Origin of the sequence: Nocardiopsis endophytica (genome assembly GCF_027706725.1) — a bacterium.
In the GTDB taxonomy this organism is placed as follows: Bacteria; Actinomycetota; Actinomycetes; order Streptosporangiales; family Streptosporangiaceae; genus Nocardiopsis_A; species Nocardiopsis_A endophytica.
The window spans coordinates 1-16,166 of record NZ_JAQFWQ010000142.1 but is presented as its reverse complement, the minus strand read 5'-3'; the positions used below and the strand labels follow the sequence as shown (position 1 = coordinate 16,166).

At 75.5% G+C, this 16,166-nt stretch carries 13 protein-coding genes; 1 reads left to right on the top strand and 12 read right to left on the bottom strand.

What is annotated here, in order from left to right:
• Positions 1–381: 381 nt before the first annotated feature.
• The 7 genes from O4J56_RS29275 to O4J56_RS29245 form a co-directional block, all read right to left on the bottom strand.
• A complete protein-coding gene (locus tag O4J56_RS29275; RefSeq protein WP_270690290.1) occupies positions 382–1,248 on the bottom strand; it encodes a phosphotransferase enzyme family protein in 867 nt (288 codons plus the stop codon).
• A gap of 3 nt (positions 1,249–1,251) precedes the next feature.
• Entirely contained in the window at positions 1,252–1,983 is a 732-nt protein-coding gene (locus O4J56_RS29270; protein WP_270690289.1) for a metallophosphoesterase, read from the bottom strand.
• Positions 1,984–2,115: 132 nt separating this feature from the next.
• Positions 2,116–2,748 carry a DsbA family oxidoreductase gene (locus O4J56_RS29265; protein ID WP_270690288.1) on the bottom strand — a complete coding sequence of 211 codons (633 nt, stop codon included), beginning with the start codon at positions 2,746–2,748 and terminating at the stop codon, positions 2,116–2,118.
• 121 nt (positions 2,749–2,869) lie between these two features.
• A complete protein-coding gene (locus O4J56_RS29260; RefSeq protein ID WP_270690286.1) occupies positions 2,870–3,409 on the bottom strand; it encodes a DUF1697 domain-containing protein in 540 nt (179 codons plus the stop codon).
• A 104-nt stretch (positions 3,410–3,513) separates the two neighbouring features.
• A complete protein-coding gene (locus O4J56_RS29255; protein WP_270690285.1) occupies positions 3,514–5,208 on the bottom strand; it encodes a solute symporter family protein in 1,695 nt (564 codons plus the stop codon).
• Positions 5,205–5,612 carry a DUF485 domain-containing protein gene (locus O4J56_RS29250; protein ID WP_270690283.1) on the bottom strand — a complete coding sequence of 136 codons (408 nt, stop codon included), beginning with the start codon at positions 5,610–5,612 and terminating at the stop codon, positions 5,205–5,207. The genes O4J56_RS29255 and O4J56_RS29250 overlap by 4 nt, the downstream gene beginning before the upstream one ends.
• A 326-nt stretch (positions 5,613–5,938) precedes the next feature.
• The gene (locus tag O4J56_RS29245) at positions 5,939–6,397 is read right to left on the bottom strand and encodes a DoxX family protein (RefSeq protein WP_270690282.1); all 459 of its coding nucleotides are present in this window, start codon (positions 6,395–6,397) and stop codon (positions 5,939–5,941) included.
• A gap of 361 nt (positions 6,398–6,758) precedes the next feature.
• Here O4J56_RS29245 and O4J56_RS29240 point away from each other — a divergent pair, with 361 nt between their 5' ends.
• Positions 6,759–7,061, top strand: coding sequence for a hypothetical protein (locus O4J56_RS29240; RefSeq protein ID WP_270690280.1), 303 nt, complete (start codon positions 6,759–6,761; stop codon positions 7,059–7,061).
• 795 nt (positions 7,062–7,856) lie between these two features.
• On the opposite strand, the gene hutI is transcribed toward O4J56_RS29240, so the two are convergent.
• The 5 genes from hutI to hutH form a co-directional block, all read right to left on the bottom strand.
• Entirely contained in the window at positions 7,857–9,092 is a 1,236-nt protein-coding gene (gene hutI, locus O4J56_RS29235; protein ID WP_270690278.1) for an imidazolonepropionase, read from the bottom strand.
• Positions 9,093–9,221: 129 nt separating this feature from the next.
• Entirely contained in the window at positions 9,222–10,634 is a 1,413-nt protein-coding gene (locus tag O4J56_RS29230; RefSeq protein ID WP_270690277.1) for a formimidoylglutamate deiminase, read from the bottom strand.
• Between the two features lie 348 nt (positions 10,635–10,982).
• The gene (locus O4J56_RS29225; protein WP_270690276.1) at positions 10,983–12,227 is read right to left on the bottom strand and encodes an allantoate amidohydrolase; all 1,245 of its coding nucleotides are present in this window, start codon (positions 12,225–12,227) and stop codon (positions 10,983–10,985) included.
• The gene (gene hutU, locus O4J56_RS29220) at positions 12,220–13,893 is read right to left on the bottom strand and encodes a urocanate hydratase (protein WP_270690275.1); all 1,674 of its coding nucleotides are present in this window, start codon (positions 13,891–13,893) and stop codon (positions 12,220–12,222) included. The genes O4J56_RS29225 and hutU overlap by 8 nt, the downstream gene beginning before the upstream one ends.
• Before the next feature lie 29 nt (positions 13,894–13,922).
• Positions 13,923–15,491 carry a histidine ammonia-lyase gene (hutH, locus tag O4J56_RS29215; RefSeq protein WP_270690273.1) on the bottom strand — a complete coding sequence of 523 codons (1,569 nt, stop codon included), beginning with the start codon at positions 15,489–15,491 and terminating at the stop codon, positions 13,923–13,925.
• Positions 15,492–16,166: the final 675 nt, after the last annotated feature.

The following is a 16,166-nucleotide window of genomic DNA, read 5'->3' as shown; positions in this document are numbered from 1 at the left end:
CCCACCCGGTCGCGCCGCCGCCCGGACCACCGGCGGCCCGCCGGACGGCAGGCAGCGCCCGGGAACCGCCTGGCTGTTGCCGTCGCCGCCCATCATGGCGACCACCCGCACGCCGGACGGCCGACGGCGCTGCGGCATGGGCCGCTGACCTTTGTCGTCGCCGCCCTCCACCTCACGACCCGTCGGCCCGCCACCCGGCCGGGGTCCGTGAGTGGGGTACCTGCCCAGCCGCCCACCCGGACCGCGAGGAGCCCGCCGCCCGGCAGGCAGGGCCCGGGAACCGCCCACTTCTCGCCGTCGCTGCCGAGAACGCCGACCACGCACACGCCGGACGGCCGACAGCGCTACCGCACGGGCCACCCGCCTCTCCTCGCTGCTGCCTCACCCCAGCAAGGTGTCCAGCATCTCCTGGCGGTGGTCCTTCAGCCACCCTTCCCTGCGCAGGATCATGTCTCCCACGCCCTCCTCCCACATGCGGGCCCATCCGCCGCCGAGCTGTTCGGCCGAGGCCTTCATCCTGTGCCAGGACGACGCGCACCGGGAAATGGCCAGGTCGGGCATGGCCTCGCGGGACTCCTCGTCGAGGCCGTAGCCGTCCGCCAGGATCCGCACGCGCTCAAGGCGCTCCCGGTCGTCGCGGACCGGCCACCCCTCGTAGACGTCCTCGGGCGCGCCCAAGGGTGCCCAGTGCATGGCCGTGTTGTACACGTCCAGGAGCCGGGTGCCCGGCCCCGCCAGGTCGAAGTCGATGAGGGCCGCCGCGCGCCCGCCGCGCACCACCACGTTCTGCGGGGTCACGTCCAGGTGGCACACCAGTTCCGGCTCCGGGTCCGGAACCGGCACCTCGACCGGGACCAGCTGGCGGCGCCACACCCCGCCGTCCGGGGCGGCGAACCCGCTCTCCCGCAGGAACCCCTCCGAGGCGTCGTGCAGGCGCCGCAGCAGCATCCCCACCGAAGCCAGCAGCCCCGCGTCGGCCGCCCACGGCTCCGGAGGGCTGCCCGCCACGCCGCCGGGGACGAACGTCAGCACGTCGCGGCCCTCGCCGTCCCGTCCCAGGAAACGCGGCGCGCCGTCGAATCCCACCGCCTCCAGGTGGTCCAGGTAGGCGGCCACGGCGGCGCTCTGCGGCTGCGCCGGACGGCGGACCGTGCCCCCGACGCGCACCACGCCCTCGGTGACGTCCCCCGCCGCCAGGGCGACCTCCTCCGCGTCCGGGCCGTCCGCCCGGCCGTCGTAGCTCCGCATCCCTCAGACCGCCCGGAAGTGCGAGGTCACGCGGCCGTCGTCGCCGATGTGGTGGATCGCGATCATCACCGGCGCGTCCCGCTCCTCCCCCTCCGGCTCCCAGTCGGTGCGCAGGGTGGAGGCGACCGACGGGGCCACCAGCAGCGGCCGCCCGGCGAACGTGCTCACCGAGGCGGTGTGCACGTGGCCGCACAGCATCGCCACCACCTCGGGGCGGCGGCCCACCAGCTCGGCCAAGCGCTGCTCGCCGCGCTGGCGGATCGGGTCGGTGTAGTCCGAGCCGAGGTCGACCGGCGGGTGGTGGAAGGCCAGCAGCACCGGGTTGGCGTCGGGGGCGCGCCGAAGCTCGGACTCCACCATGTCCAGGGTGTCGTCCTCCAGGCGGCCCCACGGCTGCCGCGGGACCGAGGTGTCGCAGGTGATCACGGTGGCGCCCGGCAGCCGGTGCACCCCGTCCACCGGGCCGCCCTCCGGGGCCCCGCCGAACAGGTGCGCGCGCATCGCCTCGCGCGCGTCGTGGTTGCCGGGGCACACCAGCAGCGGGACGTCGAACCGGAGCGTCTCGCGGGCCTGCGCGTACTCCTCGGGCGCGCCCTTGTCGACGACGTCGCCGGTGTGCACGACCGCGTCCACGGTGCGCATCCGCCCGATGTAGTCCACCGCCCGGCGGGCGCGCTCGGCACTGCGCTCGCTTCCGTCGAAGTGGGTGTCGCTGATGTGCGCGAGGACGGGCATGGCATCTCCTGAGGGGTCCGGAGCCGGTGGACACGATTGTCCCCGCGTCGCGGGTCCTCGCACCAATCGGGGTGGCAACCGCTTTCTCGGATCCGGACCCCCGGGAGTCCCCTCAGGCCGCGCGGCGAGGGCTCAGTCCCTCTCCTCCCAGGCCTTCTCCAGCACCCGGGTGAACACGTCCGCGGGCTGCGCCCCGGACACCCCGTACCGCTCGTCGATCACGAAGAACGGCACGCCGGTCGCCCCCAGCGCACGGGCCTGCTCCACGTCGGCCTTGACGTGGTCGGCGTACCGGCCCTCCTCCAGCACCCGACGCGCCTCGTCGGCGTCCAGCCCGGCCTTCTCCGCGAGTCCGACCAGCGCCTCGCGCCCGAACACGTCGGCCCCCTCGCCGAAGTTGGCGCGGAAGAGGGTGTCGACGGCCTCGCGCTGCCGCCCCCGCTCCCGGGCCAGGTGCAGCAGCCGGTGCGCGTCGAAGGTGTTGGCGTTCTTCCGGGCCGAGGTGTAGGCAAGGCCCTCGCCCTCCGCGTTGGCCCCGGCGCCCGCGTCGGTCTCGCGGGCCTGGTCGGTGCTCATCCCGTACCGGTCGGCGAGGAAGGAGAGCAGCGGCTCGGGCTCCTCCGGCGCCGACGGGTCCAGCTGGAAGCTGTGGAACTCCACCTCCACCTCGTCGGCGTGCTCGAAGGAGGCCAGGGCGCGCTCGAAGCGGGCCTTGCCGATGTAGCACCACGGGCAGACGATGTCGGACCAGATGTCGACGCGCACGGTTCTGGATTCCCCTCGCTGTTCGCTCACCGGGCGCGTGCGCGCCCGCGAACAGCGGGAACACCGGCTCGGAGCGGGCTATTCCGTCCTCGGCGGCCCGAGAGGCGCCGACACCGGGTGATCATCCCCGCAGCATGTCGAGCAGTCGCACCACGGTGCGCCAGTTGCGCCCGGTGACGGTGCGTCCGCGCAGCGCCCGCTCGACCAGGGCCGGCAGCTTCGCGTTGCGCAGACCCTCCGGGAGGGCGAGGTAGACCTCCCGCTCCCCCGCCGCCATCGCCTCGGGCGCGTAGGCGCCGGCGTCGATCCCCTCCAGGTCGGCGGGGGCGACCGGCCCGTCGGCGAAGAGGATGAGGAACCGCGACGGGTCACCGACCTCCAGGGGGTTGGCGTCCACGACGGCGGCCAGCTCCGACTCCTCGCGCAGCAGCGCCTCGACGGGGAAGCCGAACCGGTCCGCCAGCGCCCCCTCCAGCTCGGCCCGGAGCGCGTCGGCGCCGCCGCCCCCTGCGCGCGCGGTGAAGACCGCGTTGCCGCTCTGCAGGAGCGTGGCCGGTTCGGTGTGCCCGAGCCCGGCCAGCACCTCGCGCAGATCGGCCATGGGGACCTTGCGCCTGCCTCCGACGTTGACGCCCCGCAGCAGCGCCGCATAACGAGTCATAGGGGTGATGGTGCCACGGGGCGCCGACGCCCGCGGGCGGACGGCGCCGCCCTGTGGACGGCGGGCGGACCGGCCCCCGCCGCACCCCCGCCGCCCGGCCCGGGTCAGTTGGCGCCGAGGCCCGTCAGTGCCCGCAGCCGCATCTCCCGGTACCGGGCCCCGTCCCTCTCCCCCGACATCAGGGACCCGGCGACGGCGGACACGAACCCGAGCGGGATCGCCACCAGCCCCGGGTTCTCCAGCGGGAACACCTGGATGTCCACCCAGGACGGGAGCAGCGACAGGTTCTCCCCCGTCACCGGGTGGGTCTTGCCCGAGACCACCGGCGACAGCAGCACGAGCAGCAGCGAGGAGCCCAGGCCGCCGTACACGCCCCACTCCACGCCCTTGGTGTTGAACCCGCGCCAGAACATGGTCAGCACGATCACCGGCAGGTTGGCGGCGGCCGCGATCGCGAACGCCAGCCCCACCAGGAAGGCGACGTTGAGGTGCTGGGCGCGCACCGCCAGCATGATGGCCACGGCGCCGACGAGCACCGCCGAGAACCGGGCGACCCCCACCTCCTGGGACTCCTTGGGACGGCCCCACATGAGGATGTGCCCGAAGAAGTCGTGCGCCATGGACGAGGACGAGGCCAGGGTCAGGCTCGCGATGACCGCGAGGATGGTCGCCAGCGCCACCGCGGACACGAACGCCAGCATCAGCGCCGCCCCCACCGGCCCGGCCGCGATCCGCCCCAGCTCGGCGGCGAGCTGGGGCACCGCCGCGTTGCCGGAGGCGTCCTGGGCGGCGATCCGCTCCGGGCCGACCAGCGCCGCCGCCCCGAAGCCGAGCGCCAGCGTCATCAGGTAGAACACCCCGACCAGCACGATGGTGCGCTTGACCGAGGTGCGGGCGGCCCGCCCGTCGGGCACGGTGTAGAAGCGGATGAGGATGTGCGGCAGGGCGGCCGTGCCGAGCACCAGCGCCAGCCCGAGGCTGAACAGGTCGAGCTTGTTGTACAGGCTCTGCAGCGGATCCCCGGCCACCTCGACCCCGAACAGCCGCCCCGGCTCCAGGAAGGCCTGGCCCTGCCCGCTGTTGTCGGCGGCGCGGGTGAGCAGGGCGCTCACGTCGAACCCGAACACCGCCAGCACCATGACGGTCATCAGCCCGGTGGCGGTGAGCAGCAGGCCCGCCTTGACGATCTGCAGCCAGGTGGCCGCCTTCATGCCGCCGTACATGATGTAGACGACCATGAGCACCCCGACCAGGACGATGGCGGCGGTGCGGGTCTGCTCGCCGGACATGCCGAGGAAGGTGCCGCCGCGGTCGATGCCGAGCAGCATGGTGACCAGCGCGCCCGCGCCCACCATCTGGGCGATCAGGTAGACCACGCTCACCGTGACGGTGGAGGTGGTGCAGGCCAGGCGCACCCGCATCCGGCGCATGCGGAAGGCGGGCAGGTCGGCCATGGTGAACCGGCCGCAGTTGCGCATGAGCTGGGCCATGGGCAGCACGAGCAGCCAGGCCACCAGGAACCCGATGGAGTACAGGAAGCCGTCGTAGCCGTTGAGGGCGATGAGCCCGGCGATGCCGAGGAAGGAGGCGGCGGACAGGTAGTCGCCGGTGAGCGCCAGCCCGTTCTGGGTGCTGCTGAAGCCGCGCCCCCCGGCGTAGTAGTCGACGGCGCCGTTGGTGCTGCGCCGCGCGCGCACCGTGATGGCGAGGGTGACCACGATGAACAGCCCGCACAGCCCCAGGGTCCAGGCGTGGGAGGTGTCGAGGCCCTGTGCGGCCTCCCGTACTGCGGAGGTCACGGGCGCACCACCCGTCCCTCGCGGGCGAGCGCCGCGGCGCGGGCCTGCTCGGCGTCGGCGCGGATCTCCTCGGCCAGCGGGTCCAGCCGGTGCTCGGAGTACCAGACGAACAGCCAGGCCAGCAGGAAGGTGGTGGCGAACTGCCCCACCCCCAGCAGCAGGCCGACGTTGACGGCGCCGTACACCGGGACCGCCATCAGGCCGCGGGCGTAGACCGACAGCACCAGGTAGGCCATGTACCAGCCCAGGAAGACCGTCACGAGCAGGACCGACTGCACCGCGTACCGGCGGCGCAGCCGGACGAAGCGCGCGTCCGCGGCCAGGCGCGAGGCGCGCTGCGGCGGAGCCCCCGTCCCCTCGTCCGCGGGTGCCGGACCGGCCTCCCCCTCCTCCAGATACCGCAACGCTGCTCCTCCCCCGAGAAACGTCGAGAACGGCGCCGCGGCATCCGCAGGGTCCGGCTCTCCCCCCGCCCCTGCGGACGCGCCCCGTGCCGCGGCGCCCAGTGGAGGCCCACGATAGGCAGTCGCCTGGTCAGACGGGTGCGGTACTCCGAAATCGTGGTGCGGGATGCCCGAAGAATGGGGATACGGATGCGGGTGCCCCGCAGCGGCGGCGGATCCGCCCCCGCCCGCGCGGCCCATACGCAAGGGGCGGGTATGCAATTGCATACCCGCCCCTTGCAGGCGGTTCGGCCGCTCCCCCGGCCGGGGACGGCCGGGGACCGCCCTCAGGCCGCCACGGCCTCCTGCGACTGCGGCGCGCGCTCACGCCCCCAGGGGAGCAGGCGGTCCAGGGCGAACCGGCCGCCGTTGAAGCCGAGGGCCAGCGCGCTCACCGCCAGGACCAGCGGGAGCTCGTAGCCCCCCTCGCCGATCAGGCCGTTGGGCGCGTGCACGAAGAGGATGGCGCCGCCCATGTGCAGGGCGAGCAGCACCCCGACGACAGGCTGGAGGAGGCCGACCAGGAGCAGTGCGCCCCCGCCGAGCTCGACGGCGATGGCGAACAGGGCCGCGGCCTGGGGCGCGGGGATCCCCAGGCCCTCCATCATCCCGGTGGTGCCGCCCAGCCCCATCTCGCCGACCTTCTGCCACCCGTGCGCGATGAACACGATCCCCACGGCGATACGGGCGATGAGTGCGGTGGCGTCGGCCACTGGGCCCTTGGCCGGGCCGGTGAGTACGTTCATCGTCTCGTCGCTTCCCTGTCTGCCGCCCTTCGGCGGCCTCGTTTCCGGACGGTGGCGGTCACGGCGGGCGACGCCGCGACCCCGGTCCATCATCTAACCAGAAAATATCTTCCTAAGAAACGATGCTCGGAGTGACGTCCGCCATGCGCGCCGCGTACGCGCGCGCCGTCCGACCGGCCCCGCGCGCACGATCCACTAGGCTTTTCCCCGCACCCCTCCCGGCCCTGCGGGCGCCCTCCCCTGCGCGGGTCCGCCCGGGCGCGCACGGCGGCGACCTCGCGCGAACCCCGAGACCAGGGCGTCGAACACGTGTATGATTCGGGCGTCCGTACCCATCCCGAACCGAAGGGACGCCACCGCCGTGGTCACCGAGGTCTTCACGCGCAAGTATTGCGACCAGCACGCCGTCCGCGACGAGAAGGTCGAGGCGACTGAGGTCATCCAGTTCGCCTGGGAGGGCCAGGTCCGCGAGATCGACGCCTGCGACGAGTGCAAGAAGGAGCACGAGACCCGCTTCGAGCCGCTCGTCGACTACTCCCGCCCGGTCAAGAAGCGCCGCGCCAAGAAGTCCGAGCCCGCCAAGGCCGCGTCGGCCGGCTCCGCGGCCGACCCCGCCGACGGCGACTCCGCCGAGGACCCCTCCGAGGAGACCGCCGAGGCCTGACCGGCCGCGCACCGGCGTCCGCCGCGGGGGCCCACCGCCCCTGCGGCGCCGCTCCCCTGCCCTCGTTCCCCGCCGGCGCCGACCGCGCCCGGCGCCCACCGCCCCGGCTCTCGCGACCACCCCTCTGGGACTGCGCGAACGGGACGATCCGCACGATCTCCCGATCTGCGCGCCTCGCCGGCCGCGTACCGCACCGTCCCGTGCGACATTCCTTGGGAACGATTCAGCCCCGGCCGTGAAGGCCGGGGCACCCTCGCCGAGGGATTCGGTGGACACCTGACCGCGCTTCCGACCGTGCATCGGCGTGTGACTCGGGATCGGCGTCGCGGTGTACCTGCTGTACCGGCGGCGCAAGAGTGTGCTCGCGCGCGGCTGACGCGGCTCGAACGGCCGACACCGTCAGGCGGCGAGGCGGCGTCGGCGGCCGCGCCGACCCCGCGTCGGCGGTGGGAGCGCCCCGGCGTCCGACACCGCCTCGCCGGGACACCCCGCACCGCCGCACACCCCGGGTTCGGGGGCGGGAGACCGGATTCCCTGGCGTCCGGTCCCCCTACACGGCTCCGGGAGCGCACCCCTGGCTCCCGGCACCCGCGCCCCTACCGCCCAAGCGGCCCCGAGGCGGTTCAGGCCCGATTCGGTGACCACCCGGCGCCCCTCCGGCCGCCCCCGCGAGCACGCGGGCGGTCGTCGGTGCACCGGCACCTCCTCGGTCTCGGGCGGGGCCCCGTGACCCTTGTGGCCCCGCCGTCACCGAACAGCTTGCAGGGCCGAGGTTTCGGGCGCGCTACGCCCGGGTCAACCCCGGGTGAGTTCCCTCCCCGCGACCGCTCGCCCCTCCCGCCACACGGCCGCCGTCATCGGCACGCCGGGCCGGTAGGCCAGGTACACCGGGTCGGGGGCGTCCAGCACCACCAGGTCGGCGCGGGCCCCCGGGGCGAGGTGCCCCACGTCGGTGCGGCGCAGCGCCCGCGCCCCGCCCGCGGTGGCCGCCCACAGCGCCTCCTCGGGGGTCATCCGCATCTCGCGCACCGCCAGGGCGATGCAGAACGCCAGGCTGGAGGTGAAGCACGACCCCGGGTTGCAGTCGCTGGCCAGGGCGACGGTGGCGCCGGCGTCGATGAGGGCGCGCGCGTCGGGGTAGGGCTGGCGGGTGGAGAAGTCGACCCCGGGGAGCAGGGTGGCGACGGTGTCCGAGGCCGCCAGCGCCTCCACGTCCTCGGGCTCCAGGTAGGTGCAGTGGTCGACCGAGGCGGCGCCGAGCTCGGCGGCCAGGCGCGCCCCGGGGCCCGGACCGAGCTGGTTGCCGTGCACGCGGGCGAGCAGGCCGCGGGCCATGCCCGCCTTGAGGATGCGCCGGGACGCCTCCTCGTCGAAGGCGCCGCGCTCGCAGAACACGTCGATCCAGCGGGCGTGCGGGGCGCAGGCGTCGAGCATCTCGCCGGTGACCAGGTCGACGTACCCCTGCGGGTCGTCGGCGTACTCGGGCGGGACGATGTGGGCGCCCAGGAATGTGGTCTCCTCGGTGAGGCGGCCCGCGACGCGCAGCGCGCGCTCCTCGTCGGCGGTGCTCAGCCCGTAGCCGGACTTGATCTCCAGGGTGGTGGTCCCCTGGGCGCGAGCCTCGTTGAGCAGGCGGGTGGCCTTGTCCAGCAGCTCGGAGTCGGAGGCGGCGCGGGTGGCGGCCACCGTGGTGCGGATGCCCCCGGCCTCGTAGGGGCGCCCGCTCATCCGGGCGCCGAACTCCTTGCCGCGGTCCCCGGCGAAGACGATGTGCGAGTGGCTGTCGACGAACCCGGGCACGACGCAGCGGCCGCCGGCGTCGACACGGGCGTCGGCGGCGGGCGCCCGGGAGGCCGGACCGGCCCAGGCGACGGTCCCGCCCTCGATCACCAGGGCGGCGTCGGCGATGGCGCCGGTGGCGCCCTCCCCCAGGGAGGGGTCGTTGGTGGCCAGGAGGGAGATGCCGTCGATGAGCACCGTATCGGGCGCGGCATCGGCGGGGACGGTTCCGTCGGGCGTCGGTCCGGTCATCTGGGCTCCTTCGTGGTCGTTCCCCGCGCGCTCGGGCGGCGGGGCCCGTCGTCGTCGGTCGTGGCGGCCGGGGGCTCGGGCCCGAGCCCTGGCACGGCCGTGGCACTGGCCGTGGCCGTGGCCGTGGCCTCAGGCCAGCAGCTCGGTGATGGCGGTGTGCAGGCGGGCGGCGGCGTCGGGCCGGGCGGTGTGCACGCGGTCGCGCACGATCCACCGGCCGTCGGCCATGGTGTGGCGCACCTCGGCCGCCGTGGCCGCGAACACCGCGGCGTCGGCGGCGCGGCGCGGGTCGAATCCGGCCATGCGCGCCGACCCCAGGTCGAGCACGGCCAGGTCGGCGCGCTTGCCGGGGGCGATCCACCCGGCGTCGTCCCATCCGAGGGCGTCGGCGTGGCCGCCCTCGTGCAGGGCGTCCAGCAGCATCGACGCCGAGACGGTGCCGCGGCGGCCGGTGCGCAGCCGCTCGTGCATCTCCGCCCCGCGCGCCTCCTCCAGCAGGTCGATGGTGGAGTGGCCGTCGCTGCCCAGGGAGAGGGTGACGCGGGCGGGGTCGAGGTCGGCCAGCGGCGGCAGGCCGTCGGCGAGGTCGCGCTCGGTGGTCGGGCACAGGCACACCCCGGCGGCGGCCTCGCGCAGCAGGGCCGCGTCGGCGGGCTCCAGGTGGGTGGCGTGCACCGCCACCGGGTGCAGGTCGGCGAAGAGGCCCACGTGCTCCAGGTGGGCGGTGGGGGTGCGGCCGTAGTGGGCGCGGCAGGCGGCGTTCTCGGCGGGCTGCTCGGACAGGTGGACGTGGGGGGCGGCCCAGTCGAGGCCGTCGGGTCCGTGCAGGGCGGCGAAGCGGGCGAGCTGGTCGGCGGGGACGGCGCGGACCGAGTGCGCGGCGGTGCCCACGCGGGCGTGGCCGCCGCCGGGGCGGAAGGCGGCGACGCGCTCGGCCCACTCCTCGGCGCCGCCGTCGCCGAAGCGGAGCTGGGCGCCCTCCAGGGGGCGGTGCCCTCCGTCGGGGCCGAGGCCCCCGGCGAGGTAGAGGGTGTCCAGGAGGGTGATGCGGATCCCGGCGTCGGCGGCGGCCTCGACGAGGGCCGCGCCCATGGCGTTGGGGTCGTCGTAACGCTTGCCGCCGGGGGCGTGGTGGAGGTAGTGGAACTCACCCACGCAGGTGACCCCGGCCAGGGCCATCTCGGCGTACACCCCGGCGGCGAGCTCGCGGTAGGAGTCGGGGGTCAGCCGCTCGGCGGCGCGGTACATCAGCTCGCGCCAGGTCCAGAAGGAGCCGCCGTGCTCGCCGGTGCGGCCGCGCAGGGCGCGGTGGAAGGCGTGCGAGTGGGCGTTGGCGAAGCCGGGCACCGCGAGGCCGTCCATGCGCTCGGCCCCGGGCGGGGGTGCGGGTTCGCCGGTGCGGACGGAGGCGATCCGGCCGCCGCGGACCTCGATGACGACACCGGGAGAGGCCGCCCCGACGTCGGCCCCGGGCCCCGGCTCGGGGTCGACGAGGGCCCATTCACACCAGTACAGCCCGTCGCGGTCGTCGGTGGCGGACACTCACTTCTCCTTCACTGTCGGGATGAACGGGGGCGGGGTGCCCGTCCGGTCGACGGATCCCGCCCGTGGATGCCGATGGGCCGCCTCGTCTCCACCGCCGTGGACGCGCCCGGGTCGGGCACCGATGCCGCCACGGAGGACACGAAGGACACCGACGGCCATCGAAGCCGTGTTCTCCTCGTTCGCCTCCCTGCGGCGGGGGAAGGCCTCCGCGAACCGGACTCTGCGGATCCGCAGGCGGCCATGGTCGCCGTGGCCGCCGTGGCGGGCGCAGGGGGGAGGCGCCGGCCGCGCGCCTTCTCCGGCGCCCTCCGGCCGGTGCCTCCCCTCTTCCCCGCGCCCCGGATGTCAGGCCCCGCCGTCCGCGAGGTCCTGCAGGACGTCGGCCAGTGCCCGCACCCCCGCGTGGCAGTCGGCGCGTTCGGCGTACTCCTCCGGGGAGTGCGACACCCCGGTCGGGTTCCGCACGAACAGCATCGCCGTCGGCACCGACCCGGCCAGCACCCCGGCGTCGTGGCCCGCGCCGGTCGGCAGCACCGGAACGGGCCCCGCCTCCCCTCCGGCCACTGCCGCCACCCGGTCGCGTAGGCCCCCGTCGAACTCCACCACCGGGGTGTCGGACTCCTGGTGCTCCTCGGCGGTGACGCCCTGCTCCCCGGCGGCCCGGCGCACCTCGGCGACGACGTCGCCCACGACCGCCGCCAGGCTCTCGGCGCCGGGGGCACGGGCGTCCAGCCAGGCCCGCACCCGGGAGGCGATCGCGTTGGTGCCGTTGGGCTCGGCCTCCACCCGGCCCACGGTGGCCACCGCGCCGTGCTCGGCCGCCGCCGCGCGGGCCGCCAGCACCATGCGGGCCATGGGCAGCATCGGGTCGCGGCGGTCCTCCAGGCGCGTGGTGCCCGCGTGGTCGGCGCGGCCGGTGAAGGTCCAGCGCCAGCGGCCGTGCGGCCAGATGGAGCGGGCGGCGCCGACCGCGCGGTCCAGGTCGGCCAGGGCGCGGCCCTGCTCCACGTGCAGCTCGACGAAGCAGCCGACGCGGCCCAGCCGTTCGGGGTCGGGCCCCATCCGGTCCGGGTCCAGGCCCACCCGCTCCATGGCCTGGGCCCAGGTGGTGCCGGAGGGGTCGGCCAGGGCGGCCGCCCGCTCGGGGGCGACGGCCCCGGTGAGCAGGCGGCTGCCCAGGCAGGGGACGCCGAAGCGGGCGCCCTCCTCCTCGGCGAAGACCGCGACCGCGATGGGGCGGCGCGGGCGGACGCCGCGGCGGCGCAGCTCGGCGACGGCCGCCAGGGCGCTGACCACGCCCAGCGGGCCGTCGTAGGCGCCGCCGTCGGGCACCGAGTCCAGGTGGGAGCCGGTGACCACGGCGTCCGGGCCGGGCGCGCCCCACCAGGCCCACATGTTGCCGTTGCCGTCGGTCTCCACGTCCAGGCCCGCGTCGGCGGCGGCCCGGTGGAACCAGTCGCGCAGCTCCGGGTCGGGGCCGCCGAAGGTGAAGCGGCGGTAGCCGCCGGTCGCGGCGTGGCGGCCGATGGGGGCCAGCTCGTCCCAGAGGCGGTCGAAGGCGGTGGCGGAGGGGGCGGCGGGGTCAGGCACCGGCGCCGCCCTCCCGCATCGGCAGGCGCAGGCCCTCGCGCTCGGCGACGGCCTCAGCCTCGGGGTAGCCCGCGTCGGCGTGCCGGATGACGCCCATGCCCGGGTCGTTGGTGAGCACCCGCCGCAGCTTCCGCGCCGCGAGCTCGCTGCCGTCGGCGACGCTGACCTGACCGGCGTGCAGGGAGCGGCCCATGCCGACGCCTCCGCCGTGGTGCAGCGACACCCACGAGGCGCCGGACGCGGTGTTGACCAGGGCGTTGAGCAGCGGCCAGTCGGCGATGGCGTCGGAGCCGTCGCGCATCGACTCGGTCTCCCGGTAGGGGGAGGCGACCGATCCGGTGTCCAGGTGGTCGCGGCCGATGGCCAGCGGGGCGCTCACCTCGCCGGAGGCGACCAGCTCGTTGAACCGCTCGCCGGCCTGCGCGCGCTCGCCCTGGCCCAGCCAGCAGATGCGGGCGGGCAGGCCCTGGTAGGCGACCTTCTCCCCGGCCATGCGGATCCACCGGGCCAGGTGCTCGTTCTCCGGGAACAGGTCCAGCACGGCGCGGTCGGTGCGGGCGATGTCGGCGGGGTCGCCGGACAGCGCCGCCCACCGGAACGGGCCCTTGCCCTCGCAGAACAGGGGGCGGATGTAGGCGGGCACGAACCCGGGGAAGTCGAAGGCGCGGGCGAACCCGGCCTCGCGGGCCTCGCCGCGGATGGAGTTGCCGTAGTCGAACACCTCGGCCCCGGCGTCCAGGAACCCGACCATGGCCTCCACGTGGGCGGCCATGGACTCGCGGGCGCGGGCGGTGAACTCGGCGGGCTTGGCGGCGGCGTAGTCGGCCCAGTCCTCGAAGGCCACCCCGGCGGGCAGGTAGGACAGCGGGTCGTGGGCGCTGGTCTGGTCGGTGACGATGTCGATGGGGGCGCCCCGGCGCAGCAGCTCGGGCACCACCTCGGCGGCGTTGCCGAGCAGGCCCACCGACAGCGGGCGGCGGGCGTCGCGGGCCTCGGTGGCCAGGCGCAGCGCCTCGTCGATGCCGTCGGCGCGCACGTCCAGGTACCGGTGCTCGATGCGGCGGTCGATGCGGCTGGGGTCGCACTCGACGACGATCGCCACGCCGCCGTTCATCGTGACGGCCAGCGGCTGGGCGCCGCCCATGCCGCCGAGCCCGGCGGTGAGGGTGATGGTGCCCTCCAGGGTGCCGCCGCGCTTGGCCGCGACCGCCCCGAAGGTCTCGTAGGTGCCCTGGAGGATGCCCTGGGTGCCGATGTAGATCCAGGAGCCGGCCGTCATCTGGCCGTACATGGTCAGTCCCAGCGCCTCCAGGCGGCGGAACTCCTCCCAGTTGGCCCAGTCGCCCACCAGGTTGGAGTTGGCGATGAGCACCCGGGGCGCCCACTCGTGGGTGCGCATGATGCCGACCGGGCGGCCCGACTGCACGAGCAGGGTCTCGTCGCCCTCCAGGTCGCGCAGCGAGGCGGTGATCCGGTCGAAGCTGGCCCAGTCGCGGGCGGCCTTGCCGGTGCCGCCGTAGACGACGAGCCGCTCGGGGTGCTCGGCCACCTCCGGGTCGAGGTTGTTGTGCAGCATCCGCAGGGCCGCCTCCTGGGGCCAGCCCTTGGCGGTGCGGGCGGTCCCGCGCGGGGCGCGGACGGTGCGGGGGGTGGATTCGGCTGCCATGACGCCTCCTGTGTGCAGCGCGGGCGGGTTCAGCGCAGGGGGGTGACGGACGCGGCGGCCTCCACCGCGGTGCCGTCGGTGATCAGGGCCGCGACCTCGGCGATCTCCGGGGCGAGGTAGCGGTCGGGGCCGGGGCCGGGCACCCGGGTGCGGACCGCGTCGCGCACGGCGCCGGTGGCCGGGCCGGGCTCCAGCGGGGAGCGCAGGTCCAGGGCGCGGGCGGCGGTGAGCAGCTCGACGGCGAGGACGTCGGTGAGGGCGGCGACGGAGCGGCGCAGCGTGCGGGCGGCGGCCCAGCCCATGGAGACGTGGTCCTCCTGCATCGCCGAGGAGGGGATGGAGTCGACGCTGGCCGGGGCGGCGAGGCGCTTCATCTCCGAGACCAGACCGGCCTGGGTGTACTGGGCGATCATGTGGCCCGAGTCCACGCCGGGGTCGTCGGCCAGGAACGCGGGAAGGCCGTGCGAGCGGGCCACGTCGAGCATCCGGTCGGTGCGGCGCTCGGCGATGGAGGCCACGTCGGCGGCGGCGATCGCGAGGAAGTCGAGGACGTAGCCGACGGGGGCGCCGTGGAAGTTGCCGTTGGACTCCACGCGGCCGTCGGGGGTGATGACCGGGTTGTCGATGACGGCGGCGAGTTCGCGCTCGGCGACGGTGCGGGCGTGCGCCAGGGTGTCCCGGGCGGCGCCGGCGACCTGCGGGGCGCAGCGCAGCGAGTAGGCGTCCTGGACGCGGGTGCACTCGGGGCCGCGGTGCGAGGCGACGATGGGCGAGCCGTCGAGCAGCGCCAGCATGTTGGCGGCGGCGTCGGCCTGGCCGGGGTGCGGGCGCATGTCCTGCAGGTCGGCGGCGAACACGCGGTCGGTGCCCAGGAGCGCCTCGACGCTCATGGCGGCGGTGACGTCGGCGGTGCGCAGCAGCCGCTCCAGGTCGTGGCAGGCCAGCAGGAGCATGCCGAGCATGCCGTCGGTGCCGTTGATCAGCGCCAGGCCCTCCTTCGCGCCGAGCTCGACGGGCTCCAGCCCGGCGGCGCGCAGCGCGTCGGCGGCGGGGCGGAGCTCGCCGGAGGCGTCGCGGACCTCGCCCTCGCCCATCAGGGCCAGGGCGACGTGGCTGAGCGGGGCCAGGTCGCCGGAGCAGCCGAGGCTTCCGTACTCCAGCACGACCGGGGTGATGCCCGCGTTGAGCAGCCCCGCGAGAGCCCGGGCGGTGGCGGGCTCCACGCCGGTGCCGCCGGAGGCCAGGGTGCGCAGCCGCAGGAGCATCAGGGCGCGCACGACCTCGCGCTCCACCTCGGGGCCGGACCCGGCGGCGTGCGAGCGCACGAGCGAGCGCTGCAGGCGGGCGCGCAGGTCGGGAGCGATGTGGCGGGTGGCCAGGGCGCCGAAGCCGGTGCTGACACCGTAGGCGGGCTGCTCGCCCTCGGCCAGGGCGCGCACCCGGTCGCGGCCGTCGGCGAGCGCCTTGAGGGCGTCGTCGCCCAGGTGCACCCGCGCGCCTCCGCGCGCGACGGCGACCACCTCTTCGGCCGTGAGGGAGGAGCGCCCGACGACGACTTCGGCGGCGCCGGCGGCGGTTCCGGTAGCGGTGATGGACATACCCCCATTCCACGCCCTCAGAGGCCGCCCCCGCAGCACCGCCGCGCACCATCTGTCCGACATCTCAGACAAGGGGCCGAGCGGCGGTCGGCGGGGTGTGGGCGGAGGGCGGCGGGGTGCCGGGCGGCGGATCGGCGGGGTGCCGGGCGGAGAGCGACGACGGAGGTGTGCGACCCCTACGGCAGCACTGTCGGCCGTCCGGCGTGTGCGCGGTCACCGGATTCGGCAGCGACGGCGACAGCCAAGTGGTTCCCCGGCCCCGCCTGCCGGGCGACAGGCCACTCACGCTCCGGGTGGTCGAGCGGCTGAGCTGGTACCCCACTCACGGACCCCAGCCGAGCGGCAGGCCGAAGGGGCGTGGCGTGGAGGGCAGCGACGACAAAGGTCGGCGGCCCATGCCGCAGCGTTGACGATTGCACGGAGTGTGCGTGGTCGCCATGATGGGCAGCGACGGCGACAGCAGGGAGGTTCCCCGGCCCTGCCTGCCGGGCGGCAGGCCGCCGGCGCTCCGGGTGGCCGAGCGGCTGAGCTGGTACCCCACTCACGGACCCCGGCCGAGCGGCGGGCCGACGGAGTGTCGGGTGGAAGGGCAGCGACGACGAAGGTCGGCGGCCCATGCCGCAGCGTTGACGATTGCACGGAGTGTGCGTGGTCGCCATGATGGGCGGCGACGGC